The following is a 16,329-nucleotide window of genomic DNA, read 5'->3' on the forward strand; positions in this document are numbered from 1 at the left end:
ATTGGCTGTCGGCTTTAGCGCTGTTTGAGTTTGGAAGCTGCCAGTCCACTGACGGCCCAATCTCCGTCGTTCTGCGGAACCGGTCGTCCAAGCGCGGGCCGTCGGCTTCTGGCCAGACCTGACGTTCAACACGGCGCCACGGAACGGCAGAAAAGTCCCATGCGCAGTAAGGTCGGCCCCTCGCCCGAGCGAGGAGCCGACAGGTCAAATCTCGGTGTTCTCGGCGAGGGCAAGTGCGTCTTCCACATCGATGCCGAGATAGCGGACCGTGTTCTCGATCTTGCTATGGCCGAGCAGGATCTGGACGGCACGCAGATTGCCGGTTGCCCTGTAGATGATCGATGCCTTCGTTCGGCGGAGCGAGTGCGTACCGTATTCACTTCGGATCAGACCGACCCCTGTCACCCATTCATCGACAAGCCGGGCGTACTGGCGAGTGCTGAGATGCCCATTACGATCGACCCGACTGGGGAAGACGTAGTCGTCCACCGTGCCGCCCCGCCGCTCCAGCCAAGCCAGCAGGCTGGCGCGAGCGTCTGGAAGCAGCTCGAACTGAACCGGTCGGCCTGTTTTCTGCTGCATGACAATCGCTCGCGTTCGGACTTGCCCACCGCTGACAAGGTCGCCGATCCTCATCTGCACCAAGTCGCAGCCTCGGAGTTTGCTGTCGATCGCCAGATCGAACAGCGCCCGATCTCGCAGGCGTCGACGCTGATTGAGATAGAACCGAATTTCCCAAATCTGCTTCGGTTTGAGGGCACGCTTCGCACCGACGGTTCTTCCGGCATTCCAGACTTGCCGCTTTGTGACGGTGCGCTCGGTTTCAGGCATCTCCATAATCGTTCTCCAATGGCCAGATCGGCCTTCGGAAGAACGCTTGCGGGTATGAGGGTCTGGTATTGCTCGGGGGCCTATGCCGACCACAATCGGTCGATGCCTTTCGAACGATTGAACGTCCGATACTGCCGAAAGCAGCCGATGGGACTGGTAAGATCGCCCTTCACCCGTCGAAAGGAGGGCCTAGTCCGGCCCGAACGGATCGTCAGAAGCGCTTGATGACCCTCCGCCATAGTCCCCAAATCGGCGGTAGCGCGCTGCCACAAACGCAGTCGGTCCCCGCATCGCTTGGCGGCAGGTGGCCGCAGCTACGCGGATGCTGGCGCCATCGTCTGCTGTGCTCTAAGCAGGCTGAAAGCCCAATATCCCTGGAGTTCTGATGGCGCTGGTGAAGAAATCGACCCTTGGCGCTCGCGCAAAACGAGACAGGGAAGAATCTGCGGCGGCTGAGGCCAAGCCGGTATCGGCGCCCGTGCCGCAGGCGCGGGCCGTCCGCCGGGCGCGTCGCCCCGCCAATGCCGTCGAAGGGATGGACCGGGCCGTCCAGGAACTCGCGAGCGGGATCGCCGAGGCCTCCGCCGCCGCAAGCGAGCTGCAGCGGGCGATGGACCATATCGCGAGCGGCGCCGAAGAAGCCGCCGGCGCGGCCCAGGAATCGCAGGGCCTCATCGCCTCGCTCAACACCAATTTCAGGGACGCGAGCAACCGGGCCGAGGACGCGCGCCGCCAGATCGAGATCGTCCAGAACGCCTTTACCGAGGTGGGGGTGCAGATCGAGGTGTCGGTCGTCGCGATCGAGCTCAACGCCCAGCGCCAGCTTGCGACCGTCACCGTGATCGACGCACTGGAGCAGGTCGCCGGGGAGATCGGCACGGTCGGCGTCAGCGTCGCCGATGTTGCGGACGAAACCAGCCTGCTCGCGCTTAACGCGACGATCGAGGCGGCGCGGGCAGGGGACGCCGGCAGCGGCTTCGCGGTGGTCGCGGACGAGGTTCGCGCGCTGTCCGAAAGCTCCGAAGCCAGCGCGGGCGAGATCCAGCAGCTGGCGGCAAGCGTCGTCGGCGAGGTGAACCGCGTGGTGCAGCAGGTGCGCGCGGCCTCCGAACTTGCAACGCGCGAGGCGCAGTCGGGCCGCGCGGTCGTCGTGCAGCTCAAGGAAGCGCGCGAGGAGCTGTCGGCGCTGGGTGCGGGCACGGCGGCGATCGTCCAGGCCTCGTCGGAGGCGGAGGCTGCCGCCGCGGAGGCCGAGCAAGGCGCCGAGCAGGTCGCAAGCGCCGCCGAGGAGCAATCGGCGGCCACCGCGCAGGCGCAGCAGGCGGTGGAGCAGCAGGGCACGTCGCTGGAGGAAAGCCAGCGCACCGCCGAGATGCTGGGCGATCTGATCCAGGCGCTGGAAGGCAACGGCGCGAACCAGGGCGCGGTCGAGCAGATCGCTGCCGCGGCCGAGGAGCTGTCGGCGACGGTGCAGGAGCTTTCGGGTGCCTCGGGCGAGATCCTCGTCGCGCTCGAACAGATCGCGCGCGGCACCCAGATCCAGGCGTCCGCGACCATGCAGGCCGATACGGCGATGGGCCAGATCGAGGGCCTGGCCGAGGTGCTGCAGGCGCGCGCCTCCGCGGCCGCCGAACGGATCGGCGCCATCGTCGAGGGCGTCGTGGTGAGCGGCTTGGCGATCGAGCGGGTGGCGGGCGGCGTCGAGCACGGGCTGACGGAGCTTCGCGCCGTGCTCGATCTGCTGGGGGCCCTGGCGGATACGGCGCGCGGCATCGACAAGATCATCGGCAAGCTCGCATTGATCTCGGTGCAGACCAACATGCTCGCGGTGAGCGGTTCGGTGGAGGCGACGCGCGCGGGCGAGGCCGGGCGCGGCTTCACCCTGGTGGCGGGCGACATCCGCAAGCTCGCGCAGGATTCGGGGACGCGCGCAGATCACGCGGCGGACATCGTGCGCACGATGCAGGACCAGATCGCGACGGTGCGTCGCGACCTCGAGCAGGTGATCGGCGCGGCCGAAGTGGAAATCGGCCGCAACCGTGCGTTCGTCGAGCGCTTCCGCTCAATGATCGAGGACCTGCAGGCGGCGCGCGGCGCGAACGATGCGATCCTCGCGGGCACGCAGGACATCCTGCGCTCCGTGCGCGAGATCCGCAGCGGTACCAACCAGATCGCCGAAGCGGCGGACCTCGCGAACGGCGCCGCGCGCGAGGCCGGCGCCGCCGCGCGCCAGCAGGCGCAGGGTGCCGAGCTGCTGGCCGCCGCGATCGAGGAAATCGCCCAGATCGCGACCGCAATCGCCGCGCAGGCGGCCTGAGCGCGATGGGCAGCGAGGGCGAGGCGGGGCTTCGGGTGCTGACGCTGCAAGCCGGCGGCGAACGGCTTGCCGTGCCCGCGCCGATCGTCCGCGAGGTCGCCCGGATTCCGCGGCTGACGCGGGTGCCGCATGCGCCCAGGGCGCTGCTGGGGCTGGCCAATATCCGCGGGGCGGTGGTGCCGGTGTTGTCGCTGGCCGAAATGGTGGAGCGCCCGGTCGGCGTCGCGCGGCGGGTGGTGATCGTCGACGACGGCGCGCTGTTCGGGCTGGCGGTGGACGCCGTCGATGCGCTGGCGGAGGACGGCGATAGCGGCGCCCGCATGCTCGATCTGCCCGCGCTGATCGCGGCGAGCCTGGCCCCGGATGGCAGCCGACGGGGCGTCGGTCGCGCCGTAGCGGAGGAAATGGTGGCCGAAGCCGCGGACCATGCGGTGCTGCCGCTCGTCGTCTTCGCGCTCGGCAGTCAGGAATTCGCGCTGCCGCTTGGCGCCGTCGAGAGCGTGCTGCGGCTGCCCGAGGCGATCGCGGCAATGCCGCACGCCGAAGCGGTGGTCGTCGGCAGCGCCACCGTACGCGGCGCGCTGCTGCCGTTGCTCTCCCTCCGCGCGCTGCTCGCGATGCCGGCGGCGGCAGCGACCTCGCGCACCCGCGTCGTGATCGCGCGGATCGGGCCGCACCGCGTGGGCCTGGTGGTCGATTCGATCCGCGGGGTCGAGCGCGTGCCCGAAACCGCGATCGACGCGATCCCGCAGGTGCTTACCCGGGGGAGTGCCGAGGCGCGGATTCAGGCGATGTGCCGGCTCGACGGGGGACGGCGGCTGGTATCGCTGCTCGCCGCCGAGCATCTGCTGCGCGAGGACATCACCGCTCGGCTCACGCAAGCCAGCACCGCGAACGAGATCGAGGAAAGCGCCATGGACGCGACGGGCGAACAGTTTCTCCTGTTCCGGATCGGCGACAGCGACTTCGCGCTGCCGATCGCCGCGGTAGGGGAAGTCGCCCCCCTGCCGCGCAAGCTCACCCGCCTGCCCAAGGCGCCCGCCTTCGTGCAGGGGGTGATGAACCTGCGCGGCGCGGTGGTGCCGGTGATCGACCAGGCCGAGCGCTTCGGCGCGGCCATGGCGGCGGGCGGCAAGCGGCGCGTGGTGGTGGTCCGCATCGGCGATCTGCAGGTGGGCTTCGTCGTCGATTCCGCCTCCGAGGTGCTGCGCATCGCCGCCGATGCGGTGGGCCCGGCGCCCGACCTCGGCGGTGCGGAGACGCGCGTGTTCGAACGGGTCGCCAATCTGCCCGATCAGGACCGGATTGTGCTGATCGTCTCGCCGCGCGAACTGCTCGACCGCGCCGAACAGGATCTGCTGCGGGGCATGGCCGCCGCATCGTGATCAAGCTGCTCGTCGTCGACGATTCCCCGCTGATGCGGCGCCTGCTGGTCGACATCTTCACCGAGGCCGGCGGGTTCGAGGTGGCGGTCGCACGGAATGGCGCCGAGGCGATCGATCTGCTCGCCGAGGTCGCGCCCGACGTGATCACGCTCGACATCCATATGCCCGGCATGGACGGGCTTGCATGCCTCGACCGGATCATGGTGACGCGGCCGTGCCCGGTGGTGATGGTCTCGGCGCTGACCGCGGAGGGGGCGGACGAGACGCTGGAGGCGATCGAGCTCGGCGCGGTGGACTTCATCGCCAAGCCGCGGGGCGCGCTGTCGCTGGAAATCGATTCCGTCGTCCCCGCGCTGGTTGAGAAGGTCCGTAGCGCAGCGGGCGCGCGGATCTCGCGGACGACGCGGCTGCGCGAGCGCGTTCGGGCACGGGCAGAGGGTGCCGCCGAACCCAAGCCCGCCGCGCCGCGTCGCACCGCGCCGCTCGCGGCGCCGCTGCCACCCGAGGGGCTCGTTTTGGTCGGCTGCTCGACCGGCGGGCCGCCAGCGCTCGATGCGCTGCTCGGCAATTTGCCCGAGGATTTCCCCTGGCCGATTCTTGTCGCGCAGCACATGCCGGCGAGCTTCACCGGCCCGCTCGCGCGGCGGCTCGACAAGCTCTGCGCGCTGAGCGTCCAGGAGGTGACGGGCACGACGGTGCTTGCGCCCGGCAACGTCTATATCGGTCGCGGCGATGCCGATCTGGTCGTTACCCGCCGTGCCGGGGCGCTCGCCGCTGCTGCCGCGCCGAGTAGCGCCGACCATTTCTGGCATCCCAGCGTCGATCGCCTTGTGGCGAGCGCGATGAAGAGCGTCGCACCCGAGCGGCTGGTTGGCGTGTTGATGACCGGTATGGGAAATGACGGAGCCGGCGCCATGACGGAATTGAAGGCGCTGGGCGGCACGACGCTTGCGGAATCTGCCAAGAGTGCGGTGATCTGGGGCATGCCGGGGGCGCTGGTCGCCGCTGGCGGCGCCACGATCGTGGCACCGCTGGACCGGCTCGCGGCCGAACTGCTCGCCTGCTTCGCACGGTGACGCGGGAAAGCACCCTCGCCAGCGCGCCCCCGGCGGCGCTTTCCGACGACGAGGTCGCGCGGGTGGGGGCGCTGCTCTATCGCTGGACCGGCATGATCTTCGGCGCCAACAAGCGCTATTATATCGAGCGGCGGATCGGTGCGCGGATGGCGCGGAGCGGGATCACCGAGGCGACGCGCTATCTCGATTTCGTTGCCGCCAACCCCGCCGAGCGCGAGGCGCTGATCAACGCCTTCACGATCAACGAGACCTATTTCTATCGCGAGGAGCACCAGTTCGCCGCGCTCGCCCGGCAGATCCTGCCCGAGCTGATCCGCACGCGGCGCCCCGGCGACCTGATCCGCATCTGGTCGATGCCCTGCTCGACGGGCGAGGAGGCCTATTCGATCGCGATCTGGCTGCTCGAAAACTGGCCGCTGGTCGACGCCTATCATATCGAGATCGTCGGTTCGGACCTCGATACCGCCGCGCTCGCCCAGGCGCAGGCGGGGCGCTACGCGGCACGCGCGCTGGCCAGGCTGCCGGCGGACGTGGTCGAGCGCTATTTCGAGCCCGAGCGCGGCCACCGCCGCAAGATCATCGACGATCTGCGCGAATCGGTGCGCTTCACCCCCGCCAACATCGTCGATCGCGCGACGCTCACCGGGCTCGGCCGGTTCGATGTGATCCTGTGCCGCAACCTGCTGATCTATTTCGACGATGACTCGCGGCAGCTGGCGGCATCCAACCTGTTCGAGAGCCTCAACAGCGGCGGCTTCGTCTGCCTCGGGCACAGCGAATCCATGGCGCGGATCACGGACCGGTTCACAATGGCTCGCCTTGAAGACGCAATCGTCTATCGTAAGCCGTGATGGACGAGCTGCTGGCGCAATTTCTGGTCGAGGGGCGCGACCTGGTCGCCCAGGCGGCGGCGGCGTTCGATGTGCTGGCGCGCGACCCCGGCAACGCCGCCGCGATCGACGACGCCTTTCGCGCGATCCACACGCTGAAGGGCTCGGTCGCGATCTTCCCGATGGCCGCGGCGGAACGCACGCTCCACGCCGCCGAGGACGTGCTCGAACGCGCCCGCAAAGGCAGCATGACGCTCGACGGCGCGGCGACGGTCGCGCTGGTCGCGTGCCTGGACGGCGTCGACCGCTGGATCGACGAAGTGGAACTGCGGGGCACACTGGGCGAGGACGCGGACGGCATCGCAGCGTCGTTGATTGCGGGCCTGCCCGGGCGGGAGGCCGCCGCACCCATGTCGTCCTCCGCCGCCATACCGGACTGGGCCCGGCAGCTGGCCGACGTCGCCGAGGGCCCCGTGGTGGCGTTCCGCTACACGCCCGATCCCGACTGCTTCTTCCGCGGCGAGGATCCGCTGGCGATCGTCGCTACGATCCCGGACCTGCTCAGGCTCGATATCCGTCCGGCTGGAGGTCGCTGGCCCGCGCTCGATGTGATCGAGCCCTTCCGCTGCATCTCGATCCTCGAAGGGCTGAGCGCAGCCTCGCCGGAGGCGGTGCGCGCCGCCTTCCGGATGATGCCGGACCAGATCGCGCTGCATCGAATCGAGGCTGCCGCCCCGGCGCCCGCCACCGATGCGCCCGCCGACGCAGGCCCCACGACCACGCTGCGGATCGACGCCGCGCGCATCGACGCGCTGGCCGACGGCCTCGGCGAACTGCTGGTCGCGGTGAACGCCCTTGCGCCGCTCGCCGCCCGCGTCGAGGCGCAGGACCGCGCGCTGGCCGCTGCCATCCGTACCGCGCAGGCGGGCATCGAACGCAGCGCAGCCAACCTGCAACGCAGCGTCGCGGCGGTGCGGCTGGTGCCGCTCGCGCCGACGCTCCGCCGCCTGCCGCGGCTGGCCCGCGAGATCGCCGCGACGCTCGGCAAGCCGATCGCCTTCGCCATCGAGGGCGACGGGCTGGAGGTCGACAAGCAGATCGCGGAAGGGCTGTCCGAGCCGCTGCTGCACCTGCTGCGCAACGCGATCGACCACGGCATCGAGGATGCGGCGACGCGCGTCGCCGCCGGCAAGTCCGCCGAGGGCCGGGTCACGCTGACCGCGACCCGGGAGGGCGATGCGGTGGCGATTACCCTGGCCGATGACGGCGGCGGGATCGACCCGGCGCGAATCCGCGCGACCGCCACGGCCCGCGGCCTGCTGGAGGCCGAGGCCGCCGACCAGCTGAGCGACGCCGCCGCGCTCCGCCTGATCTTCGCGCCCGGCTTTTCGACGGCGGAGACGGTCACCGGCGTCTCCGGGCGCGGGGTCGGCATGGATGCGGTCCAGGCGGCGGTGGAGAAATTGCGCGGCACGATCGCGATCGACAGCACGCCTGGCCAGGGCACCCGCTTCCGGCTGCGCTTCCCCGCCAACGCGCTCACCACCCGGCTGCTCGTCGTCGAGGCGGCCGGGGATCGCTACGGCGTGGCGCTCGATCAGGTGATGGAGACCGTCCGCGTCGAGCAATCGGCGCTGCTGCCGATCGGCGAGGGTACCGCCTGTGTCCTGCGCGGCCGCACCGTGCCGGTGCTCAGCCTCGCCCGCCTGTTGGGTGGTGCGGAGGTGCCCGGCGCCCATGCCAAGCTGCTCGTCACCAGCGCCGAGGGCGAACGCGTCGCGCTGCGGGTCGATGACTTCGCGGATCGCATCGATGCGGTGGTGCGGCCGCCCAGCGGGCTGCTCGCGGGCGTGTCGGGCATCGGCGGCGCGACCCTGCTCGGCGATGGCGGCGTGCTGCTCGTCCTCGATCTGCCGGCGCTGGTCGCATGACCGTCCGGATCGATGCCGATGCCATCCATCTGGTGGGCCGATGCGCGGCCGAGGATGCGGACACGTTGCTGGTCGCGGTGCAGGAAGCGCCCGGGCGGACGGTCGATCTGGGCGCGGCGCAGCGGCTGCATCTTGCGGTGGCGCAGGTGCTGCTTGCCGCGCGGCCGCCGATACGCGGCGTGCCGCCCGGCGACTTTCTGGCACGATACCTGCTTAATCTGTTGCAATGACATCGGGACGATTCGTCGCTAGGACTGTTGCGCAGCCGAACCGCTTCGTGCTGCGCACGCCTTGATCTGGAGTTCCGAATGCCGGTTACCGTCCTTATCGTCGATGACAGCAAGCTTGCGCGCATCGTCGCCGGCAAGGCGCTCTCGGAGCTGCAGCCGGAGTGGCAGAAGGCCGAGGCGGGCAGCGCAGCGCAGGCGCATGAGGTGGTCGCCGCCCAGCCGGTGGACGTATGCCTGATCGATTTCAACATGGCCGACAAGGACGGGCTGGAACTTGCCGGCGAGCTCCACGAGATGCGTCCGGACATGCCCATCGCGATCATCACCGCCAACATCCAGGACGAGATCATCGCTCGCGCCCGTGCGATCGGGGCCGCGTTCGTCCCCAAGCCGGTCAGCGCGGACAGCCTCGAGGCGTTTCTCTCGGGCGCCGCGCTTCGCCTGCGATCGGCGAAGGCGTGATCCGCGACAGCGTGACGCTCGGCGAACTCGAGCGCGATGCGCTGACCGAGATCGTCAATATCGGCGTGGGGCGCGCCGCCTCCAGCCTGCGCAAGATGATCGGCGACCAGGTGACCCTGTCGGTCCCGGCGATCGACATCGTCAGCCAGCGTCGCGCGGCCCGGCTGATCAGTGAGCGCGAGGCGGCCGAGCTGGTCGCCGTGCGGCAGGATTTCGACGGCGCGTTTGCCGGCCGCGCGCTTCTCATCTTCCCCGAGAGCAACAGCCTGGAGCTGGTCCGCGCCGTCACCGGCGAAAGCCTCTCCGCCGAGGACCTGGCCGAGATGGAGCGCGAGGCGCTGACCGAAACCGGCAACGTCATCCTCAATGCCTGCCTCGCCACGATCGCCAACATGCTCAAGCGCTCGCTGGCGATGACCATTCCAGAGGTGCTGCACGGCAACAGCGCGGCGCTGTTCGAGATCGAGAATGCCGAGGACGAGGACGGGCTGGTGCTGTTCCTCTATATCGACTTCGCCGTGCGCAAGCGCGACATCCGCGGCTATATCGCGATGATCATGGACATCCCCTCGCTCGAAAAGCTGAAGGAACTGCTCGACGAATTCATCGCCCGGGTGGTCGGGGACGATGGCTGAGGCAGGCGCCGAGCAGGTCCGCTCGATCCTCGCCGCTGCCGGCGCAAGCGGCAGCTGGGACTGGGACATCGCGGCCGACGCCCTGCGCATCGATACGCGCTTTGCGGAGCTGTACGGGCTGGAACCCGAGGCTGCCGCGGGGAATCTGCCGACGGCGACCTTCTTCGCCGCGATCCACCCGGCGGACCGACCGCGGATCCGCATCGCCGTGGCCGGCATGCTCGCCGGGGCGGAGCGTTTCTCCAAGGAATTCCGGGTGCTCGCGCCCGACGGATCGACCCTGTGGATGCACGGTCGCGGCCAGGCGCATCTGGACGAGGATGACGCGCCGGTGCGCTTCACCGGCTTGCTCATCGACGTCACCGAACGCAAGCGAACCGAGGAACGGTTGCGCATCGCCCAGTCGGCGGGCGGCGTCGGCACGTTCGAATATAGCGACGGCTTCGCCACGGCCACCGTCTCCACCGAGTTCTGCCAGCTGCTCGGCCTGCATCCCGCCGCGGTGCTGCCGGTGCGGACGATCAACAGCGTGCTGTGCGATGGCGAGCCGCTGCTGCTGCCGCAACCCGGCAGCGATTCGATCGGGGATACGCTGGATGCGGTGTTCCGCATCGTCCGCAACGACGATGGCAGCCATCGCTGGATCGCGCGCCGCGGCGAGGTCGTCCGCGAAGGATCCGGCTATCGCCTGATCGGCGTGATCTATGACGTCACCGCAGCCAAGGAGCAGGAAGCCAAGCTGCGCGAGCTGGCGGATACGCTGGAGATGCGCGTCCAGCAGGAGGTGGCCGAGCGCCGGGAAGCCGAGGAAGCGCTCCGCCAGGCCCAGAAGATGGAGGCCGTCGGCCAGCTGACCGGCGGCATCGCGCACGACTTCAACAACCTGCTGACCGTCATCATCGGCAATATCGACACGGTCGTTCGCCGAATGGACATGGAGCATGATCCGCGGATGCGGCGTTCGCTGGAGAATGCGTTGAAGGGGGCGGAGCGCGCAGCGTCGCTCACGCAGCGGCTGCTTGCCTTTTCGCGTCGCCAGCCGCTGGAACCCAAGACGATCGACATCGCCCGCGTGCTGGCCGGCATGTCGGACCTGCTCACCCGCTCGATCACCGAGACGATTGCGATCCGGATCGACACCGACGCGGAGCTGTGGAAGGTCGAGGTCGATCCGCACCAACTCGAAAACGCGATCCTCAATCTCGCGGTGAACGCGCGCGACGCCATGCCGAGCGGTGGCGGGCTGACCATCGAGGCCCGCAATGTGGAGGTGCAGGATGCACGCCCTGGCGGGTGCCTGCCGGGCGCCTATGTCGTCGTCTCGGTGACCGACAGCGGCACGGGCATGTCGCCGGAAACCGTCGCCAAGGTGTTCGACCCGTTCTTCACCACCAAGGAGGTCGGCAAGGGTACCGGGCTGGGCCTGTCGATGGTCTATGGCTTCGTGAAACAGTCCGGCGGCCACATCACCATCGACTCCGCCGAAGGACGCGGCACGGCCGTGCGGCTTTACCTTGCCCGGAAGCAGCAGGACGTCCTCTTGGAGATCGAGGAGCGGCGCCCGTCCTCGCGGATGGGCAATGCCGACGAGACCATCCTGGTGGTCGAGGACGACGATGACGTCCGCGCCTATACGGTCGGCATCCTGCGCGAACTGGGCTATCAGGTGGTCGAGGCGCAGGACGGCGATGGCGCGCTGCGCTTGCTCGGCGGCCACGACGTCGGCGCGACGCTGCTGCTGACGGACGTGGTGATGCCCCGCATGTCCGGTCCCGAATTGGCCAGCCGTGCGAAGGCGTTGCATCCGGAACTGCGCGTGCTCTTCACCTCCGGCTATACGCGCGATGCCATCATGCGGGACGACCGGCTCGACCCCGATGTCGATCTTCTCTCCAAGCCGTTCACCTATGCCACGCTGGCCGCCAAGGTGCGGGAGTTGCTCGACCGGGAGTATTAATCTGAAGGAACAATGCCAGCGGACTGCCTTCATATGATGGGCAGGACGGTGGCGTCTGTTTGCCCACCCGTATGGCTCGCCGATGGAAAATTGCCATGGATGTTCATTGACCCAACTCACTCCTGCGGAGACAACTGCCGCAGACCTCCAAAGGCTGCTTTAACCTCAACCCGCCGTTCCCTAATGCCTTGGCGAACGGCAGAAATGTCCCACGTGCGGCCGAACAGCGAACGGGTTTATTATCCGAATCAGTCGGCGCTGGCGGAGGATGGGGGCACCGTGTGAAAGGCCGTCGCGGGCCTCGTCATCCTCCTTTGCGATTGGCAGCGTCATAAGACATCGGGTTATCCAGCCATTCAGCGATGGCGGATTCCCGCCAGCCCATGCAGCGAGTGCTGATCTGCGTGTTCTGGGGAAAGGTGCCGGCTACCATTTTCCGGTAGAGGGTGGAGCGGGTCAGGCCGGTGCATGCGAGCACGGCCTTGATCCGAAGAATGCGGTCCAGTGGTTCGGGTTGGATCTGCATTGCTATCACCTTGCATCGTTTGCGAGTGGTGGAGCGCCCCAGGATAAGTTTGCGTCGAGTGGCGGATGGGGAAAAGGTGCCAGACACCGCCAACGGCCGCCAATTGGTCACTCTCGCCGCCATGCGTCCGGGCAAGAAGGCCCCCGATTTCAAATTCGATGTCTCACTGCGTCTCACGCCTTCGGCGTGACTGCGCTCGCACGCCGCTGTGCGGTGCCGAGTCGGCTTGGCCGTCTCGTCCCTGCGGGTTTTGATCGCGGACGCTGCCGATCCTGCGGATCGGCGGCCGGCAGGTGCCGGCAGCGGAACGCGGGTGCGGTGCGCGCGCTGGCGCACGCCTGCGGCGACACCAGGGCTTGCAGGTTGCTGGTGCCCGCGTGGCACACTTGCCCGGGCGGGAGGCGCGGGCGGCGGCTGGCGCACGTGCTGGCGCGCGCACGCCGCCCGCGCGAGGCCAGCCCGGGTGCAAGGGTGCGGGTTTTGGTCGGGGGCACCGTGGCAGCGCGTTTGCGCTGACAGGATGGTCGCCGCGCTTGGCGCGGCGGCGCTGGTGCGCCGGCACGCGGAAATGGCGGGGGGAGCGTCGCTGGCCTCTAGTCCTGCCGCGGCATGCCGCAAGCCGGGCGGTGCCCGGCTCCTCCACGGTGTTTCGGCCTTCGGTGCGGCCTGCCTCTGACGGCAGGACTGCCGGTTCGCTCCTGCCGCTCCCCCCGCCCTTCCGGCGCCGGTTGCGGTGTTTTGAAAAGGAGCAGGACCATGGGTGTTGGACACGAGAACCGTGCAAGCCTCTATGCCGAGGTGACGGGACGGGTGATTGCCGAACTGGAACAGGGACGGCTGCCCTGGGTGCAGCCTTGGGATGCAGCGGCGTGTGGTTGCGCGATGCCGGCGAATGCGGTGACCGGGCGGCGCTATTCGGGGATCAATGTGCTGATCCTCTGGGCTGCGGTGATCGAGGGACGCTATGCCTCGCAGCGCTGGCTGACCTTTCGGCAGGCGCAGGCAGCGGGTGGCAGCGTGCGACGCGGCGAACGGGGGACAACGATCTGCTATGCGGATCGCTTTACCTCGAAGGACGAGGCCGAGCGGGCGCGCGGTGAGGACCGGGAGGCGCGGCAGCTGGCCTTCCTCAAGCGGTTCACCGTGTTCAACGTCGACCAGTGCGAGGGGCTGCCGGAGCGGTTGGCTACGGTCGAGCAGAGCACGCCGGTGGCGGAGGCCGACCGCATTCCCGCTGCCCATGCGCTGATGGAAGCATGCGGCGCCGACTTCCGGATCGGAGGCGGCGAGGCCTATTACAGCCCGGGTAGCGACTATGTCGCGGTGCCGCCGCAGCTGGCATTTTACGACCGCATCAACTGGTATCGCACCGTGCTGCACGAACTGGGGCACTGGACCGGGCATGGCTCGCGACTGGGGCGAGACCAGTCGGGGGCATTTGGCAGCGCTGCCTATGCCCGCGAAGAGCTGGTCGCCGAGATGGCGAGCGCGTTCACCTGTGCGTCGCTGGCGATCCGGCCGACGGTGCGGCATGCCGATTATATTGGCAGCTGGCTGGCGGTGCTGCGTGAGGATGAAAAGGCGATCTTCCGGGCGGCGAGCGCTGCCAGCAAGGCAGCCGATTACCTGCTCGGCTTCGTCTCGGACGAGGAGGCGGGGCAATGATGCGTTGGCTTCGACTGCGGCGGATGCGCCGCGCCTTCCGGGCGCTTCCCGAGCGCGATCGGGCGATCTTCGGATCGGTGCGGTTCGATGATTGCGATTACATCGAAACGGCCGAGCGCCATGGCTGCACCGTGGCGGAGGTCGAGCAGACGGTCGCCCGCGTGCTGATCGCGCTGGGTCGAGCGGAGCGGGGCGAGCAGCCATGAGCGATGGGACACCTCGCCCGGGGAACCGGGCGAGGTGTACGCCGCAGCATCAGCGCGTTAGGATCAACGCATGAGGACCAGCCTCGACCATCTGCCCCCAGCCAAGCAGCGCGAGCTGGAGCGCGTCGTCCAGATCCTGTTCGAGGAGTTTGGCGACGCGATCGCCATTGCAACGTCGGATTGGAAGAAGCAGGCGCGCATTCTCAAGGTCATCCTGTACGGCAGCTATGCGCGCGGCGGCTGGGTCGACGAGCCATACACGGCCAAGGGCTATCAGTCGGATTTCGACTTGCTGATCATCGTTAACAGCGACAAGCTGACCGACCGCGTAGAGTTCTGGGCGACGGCCGAGGATCGGCTCAACCGCGAACTGGCCATCACCAAGACGCTACGCACCCCCGTCAATTTCATCGTGCACACCCTGCAGGAGGTGAACGATGGGCTGGCGCACGGGCGGTACTTCTTCATGGACGTCGCCCGCGACGGCATCGCGCTCTACGAGAGCGATCCGAGCGAACTGCACAAGCCGAAGCCCAAGACGCCGCCGCAGGCAGTGGCGATGGCCCGAGAGTATTTTGAAGAATGGCTGCCGGCTGCGATGTCACGCTTCAAGCTAGCGCGGTATGCCATGGCAGAAGGCCTCAACAGGGACGCGGCTTTCGACCTTCATCAGACCGCCGAGCGCTTGTATCACTGCGTGCTGCTAGTCTGCACCTTCTACACGCCCCATGTGCATAATTTGGCCTTCCTGCGTACCCAGGCTGAACGCATCGACCCGCGTTTGGTCGACGCTTGGCCACGTGACCAGCGCATCGATCGCTCTCGCTTCGAGAAGCTGAAGGAAGCCTATGTGAAGGCGCGCTATTCGAAGCATTATCGGATCAGCGCCGAGGAATTGGCGTGGCTGGGCGAACGCGTCGAAGTGCTGGGGCAGGCGGTGCAGGTGATCTGCGAAGAACGCATCGCCGCGCTGGAGCAAGCTGCCGCCGCATGATCGTCGCGCGCCGAGGCGTTGAGCCTCGGCGCGCGATTGAATTCAGGTAGTCGGTGCCGCCTTTGCGCGCGGCTTGCGCGCGGGCTTAGGTGCGGGCGCTTCGGCAGGCGCGTTGCGTGCTGCGCGGCCCTTGGCGCCCAGCCCGATCTTGTGCGCCATCGCGCGACGCTGCTCCGAATAGGTCGGCGCCACCATCGGATAATCGGCCTTCAGATTGTAGCGCGCCCGATATTCCTCGGGCGTCAGGCCGTGCGTGCTCAGATGCCGGCGCAGTGTCCGGTATGGCTTGCCGTCGATCAGCGAGATGATGTGGTCTTTCGAGGTCAGCGATTTGCGGACCGAGACGGCCGGCGTGAATTCTTCCGACGCAGTTTCTTCGCTCGCAACTTCTGCGCTCGTGACACCACCTGAAAGTTCAATCACATCTGCATGCATCTTCCGCAGAAACGTGGAGACATCGTCCATCGTCGCGCGATTGTTCGGGTTCGATAGCCAGGCAATGGTGAGGTCGCTTGCGAGTTCAACGGGGTTGGTATTGCTCTGCTCAGACATTCTGCGTCCCTGCTCCTTGTTTTGCGGCATGCTGCCGGCAGTTTGATTATAGGAGCGTGCGTCTTCCGTCTGCTAAAATATATTGGAAAACGCTACGCCTTTACTCATTCTGCAGCTGCTCAAACGCCCGATGCCCACGTCTTCGCCATAAGGTCAGCGCGTGATCGCGTCGTTGGCTTTTCAGCGTGGCAGCAGCGTCGATCATGACGCCGAACAATACGGCGCGATCATCGTCGGTGAGTTCGACCAATCCGGCTTTGGCAACCAGCCCACCCAGTTCGATCAGTTGGCGCGTTCGTTCGCGGCGCTTCACCATCCAGTCCCGCGTGTTATTCCGCGCTCGCTGCGCTTCCAAGCGGTGCCGCGCCGCTGTCAGCTGCCGCAGGCGATGCCGCACGCGAACGAGTGCTGCCGCGAGCTTTCCCCTGTCGCAGAAAGAAGGTCGCGCCACGCTGGCGCCAGTCCTCCCGAGCGATCATGTCGGACACGCTGACAGCGGCGAGCAGCGCGCCTGCCAATTGCTCGACCGGCAGTGCATCGGCACCGGTCGCGACTACCAGCTCGCCAAGCTGCTGGAGCTTGGCTTGTTTGAGCTGTCGCGCCTTGTTGTCGAGCGCCTTCAGCTCCGAATCAAAGTCACGCGGTTTGCGCATCGAACCCTCCGCAGTTGATGGATGATGCGTGGTGATTTAGGAACTGCGTCGATAAGCGCAAATGTCGTGAAACATCTTG

General features: G+C 67.8%; 17 protein-coding genes. 12 read left to right on the forward strand and 5 right to left on the reverse strand.

Going from position 1 to position 16,329, the window contains the following annotated elements; all coding sequences use genetic code 11:
• Positions 1-204: 204 nt before the first annotated feature.
• Positions 205-837, reverse strand: a complete 633-nt coding sequence (locus tag A7X12_RS11575) for a tyrosine-type recombinase/integrase (RefSeq protein WP_064311789.1) — start codon at positions 835-837, stop codon at positions 205-207.
• A 379-nt stretch (positions 838-1,216) separates the two neighbouring features.
• Here A7X12_RS11575 and A7X12_RS11580 point away from each other — a divergent pair, with 379 nt between their 5' ends.
• The 9 genes from A7X12_RS11580 (at position 1,217) to A7X12_RS11620 (ending at position 11,654) form a co-directional block, all read left to right on the forward strand.
• Positions 1,217-3,148 carry a methyl-accepting chemotaxis protein gene (locus A7X12_RS11580; RefSeq protein WP_064311790.1) on the forward strand — a complete coding sequence of 644 codons (1,932 nt, stop codon included), beginning with the start codon at positions 1,217-1,219 and terminating at the stop codon, positions 3,146-3,148.
• Positions 3,149-3,153: 5 nt separating this feature from the next.
• Positions 3,154-4,533: a chemotaxis protein CheW gene (locus tag A7X12_RS11585; protein WP_064311791.1), complete on the forward strand. Its 1,380-nt coding sequence runs from the start codon at positions 3,154-3,156 to the stop codon at positions 4,531-4,533.
• Positions 4,530-5,609, forward strand: coding sequence for a chemotaxis-specific protein-glutamate methyltransferase CheB (cheB, locus tag A7X12_RS11590; protein ID WP_064311792.1), 1,080 nt, complete (start codon positions 4,530-4,532; stop codon positions 5,607-5,609). Before A7X12_RS11585 ends, cheB begins: the two co-directional genes overlap by 4 nt.
• Positions 5,606-6,460: a CheR family methyltransferase gene (locus A7X12_RS11595; protein WP_064311793.1), complete on the forward strand. Its 855-nt coding sequence runs from the start codon at positions 5,606-5,608 to the stop codon at positions 6,458-6,460. The genes cheB and A7X12_RS11595 overlap by 4 nt, the downstream gene beginning before the upstream one ends.
• Positions 6,460-8,370: a chemotaxis protein CheA gene (locus tag A7X12_RS11600; RefSeq protein WP_064311794.1), complete on the forward strand. Its 1,911-nt coding sequence runs from the start codon at positions 6,460-6,462 to the stop codon at positions 8,368-8,370. Before A7X12_RS11595 ends, A7X12_RS11600 begins: the two co-directional genes overlap by 1 nt.
• Positions 8,367-8,600, forward strand: coding sequence for a hypothetical protein (locus A7X12_RS11605; protein ID WP_064311795.1), 234 nt, complete (start codon positions 8,367-8,369; stop codon positions 8,598-8,600). The genes A7X12_RS11600 and A7X12_RS11605 overlap by 4 nt, the downstream gene beginning before the upstream one ends.
• A gap of 78 nt (positions 8,601-8,678) precedes the next feature.
• The gene (locus A7X12_RS11610) at positions 8,679-9,062 is read left to right on the forward strand and encodes a response regulator (protein WP_064311796.1); all 384 of its coding nucleotides are present in this window, start codon (positions 8,679-8,681) and stop codon (positions 9,060-9,062) included.
• Entirely contained in the window at positions 9,059-9,697 is a 639-nt protein-coding gene (locus A7X12_RS11615; protein ID WP_064311797.1) for a chemotaxis protein CheX, read from the forward strand. Before A7X12_RS11610 ends, A7X12_RS11615 begins: the two co-directional genes overlap by 4 nt.
• Positions 9,690-11,654: a hybrid sensor histidine kinase/response regulator gene (locus tag A7X12_RS11620; protein ID WP_064311798.1), complete on the forward strand. Its 1,965-nt coding sequence runs from the start codon at positions 9,690-9,692 to the stop codon at positions 11,652-11,654. The genes A7X12_RS11615 and A7X12_RS11620 overlap by 8 nt, the downstream gene beginning before the upstream one ends.
• A 304-nt stretch (positions 11,655-11,958) precedes the next feature.
• Here A7X12_RS11620 and A7X12_RS11625 read toward each other — a convergent pair whose 3' ends face one another.
• The gene (locus A7X12_RS11625; protein WP_064311799.1) at positions 11,959-12,180 is read right to left on the reverse strand and encodes a helix-turn-helix transcriptional regulator; all 222 of its coding nucleotides are present in this window, start codon (positions 12,178-12,180) and stop codon (positions 11,959-11,961) included.
• Positions 12,181-12,936: 756 nt separating this feature from the next.
• On the opposite strand from A7X12_RS11625, the gene A7X12_RS11630 reads away from it, so the two are divergent.
• The 3 genes from A7X12_RS11630 (at position 12,937) to A7X12_RS11640 (ending at position 15,045) form a co-directional block, all read left to right on the forward strand.
• A complete protein-coding gene (locus tag A7X12_RS11630) occupies positions 12,937-13,845 on the forward strand; it encodes an ArdC family protein (RefSeq protein WP_064311800.1) in 909 nt (302 codons plus the stop codon).
• Complete coding sequence (locus A7X12_RS11635) at positions 13,842-14,051, forward strand: sigma factor-like helix-turn-helix DNA-binding protein (protein ID WP_064311801.1); 210 nt, start codon at positions 13,842-13,844, stop codon at positions 14,049-14,051. The genes A7X12_RS11630 and A7X12_RS11635 overlap by 4 nt, the downstream gene beginning before the upstream one ends.
• A gap of 70 nt (positions 14,052-14,121) precedes the next feature.
• Positions 14,122-15,045 (forward strand): HEPN domain-containing protein, encoded by a 924-nt coding sequence (locus A7X12_RS11640; RefSeq protein WP_064311802.1) that lies wholly within the window; start codon positions 14,122-14,124, stop codon positions 15,043-15,045.
• 42 nt (positions 15,046-15,087) lie between these two features.
• On the opposite strand, the gene A7X12_RS11645 is transcribed toward A7X12_RS11640, so the two are convergent.
• From A7X12_RS11645 to A7X12_RS11655, 3 genes are all read right to left on the reverse strand, one after another.
• A complete protein-coding gene (locus A7X12_RS11645; protein WP_064311803.1) occupies positions 15,088-15,597 on the reverse strand; it encodes a MucR family transcriptional regulator in 510 nt (169 codons plus the stop codon).
• Positions 15,598-15,697: 100 nt separating this feature from the next.
• Positions 15,698-15,913, reverse strand: a complete 216-nt coding sequence (locus A7X12_RS11650; RefSeq protein ID WP_232318480.1) for a conjugal transfer protein TraD — start codon at positions 15,911-15,913, stop codon at positions 15,698-15,700.
• 13 nt (positions 15,914-15,926) lie between these two features.
• Positions 15,927-16,250, reverse strand: coding sequence for a conjugal transfer protein TraD (locus A7X12_RS11655; protein WP_064311804.1), 324 nt, complete (start codon positions 16,248-16,250; stop codon positions 15,927-15,929).
• Between the last annotated feature and the right edge of the window lie 79 nt (positions 16,251-16,329).

It is taken from the genome of Sphingomonas sp. TDK1 (assembly GCF_001650735.1).
Lineage (GTDB): Bacteria > Pseudomonadota > Alphaproteobacteria > Sphingomonadales > Sphingomonadaceae > Sphingomonas.